This window comes from Chitinimonas violaceus, from assembly GCF_052601015.1.
In genome coordinates this window covers 1-813 of the sequence record NZ_JBQXDJ010000198.1, presented here as the reverse complement: position 1 = coordinate 813, position 813 = coordinate 1, and the positions used below count along the sequence as shown (strand labels likewise).

The following is an 813-nucleotide window of genomic DNA, read 5'->3' as shown; positions in this document are numbered from 1 at the left end:
ATGGCGGTCACTGCGGAAATCAAGACGGACAGTCGTCGTGTCATCGACTACCTGCTGTCGCCCATCAAAGAAGTGTTCAGCGAAGCCATCAAAGAACGTTAAGTGAATAGAGGCTGCCGTCGCGCCTTTAGCGACGGTGACCCGTTTTGTGAGAAGTATGAGCGTGATAATCAGTAAGTATGGGTTTACCTATCTATCGTTGTTGAGTGTGTTCGCCGCATTGCCTGCCGCAGCGTTTGATCTGGTCGATGCCTGGCGCGCTGCGCGCGAGTTCAACGCCGACTACACCGCAGCCCGTGCCGATTTGCGTGCTGGGCAAGAACGGCAAGTGCAAGGTTTGGCGGGTTTGCTGCCGCAGTTCAGTGTCTCCTACCAGCACACCAACAACATGCCGACCACACCGGTCAGTGCCAGCCCGACGGCTGCCTATAACTATGGCGCCAACCTCAGCCTGCCCCTGTTCGATGTCAGCAAGTTTGAGGGTTACCGAAAGGGCGTGCTGGCCAGCGAACAGGCGGACAGCCAATGGCAGGCCAGCCAGCAGCAACTGCTGGCATCGGTGGTGCAAGCCTATCTGGACGTGTTGCATGCCAAAGAAGCCCTACAGGCGACATCCGCCAACAAGCAGTTCTACCAGTTGCAACTGCAACAGGCCCAGTTGGCGATGACGGTAGGTACGGGTACCCGGTTGGAGGTCGATGAAGCACAGGCGGGCTTCGACGGTGCGGATGCCAAGGAAATCCGGGACCAGAACACCCTGGCACAGCATAGCCAGCAGCTATGGCGCCTGACGGGACTGGATGCGGCACAAGC

At 58.2% G+C, this 813-nt stretch carries 1 protein-coding gene; it reads left to right on the top strand.

The annotated features are described in order from the left end of the window. Nucleotides 1-157: 157 nt before the first annotated feature. Nucleotides 158-813: TolC family protein (locus ACUHMQ_RS20890; protein ID WP_445297364.1), on the top strand; the 656-nt coding region annotated here is incomplete at its 3' end.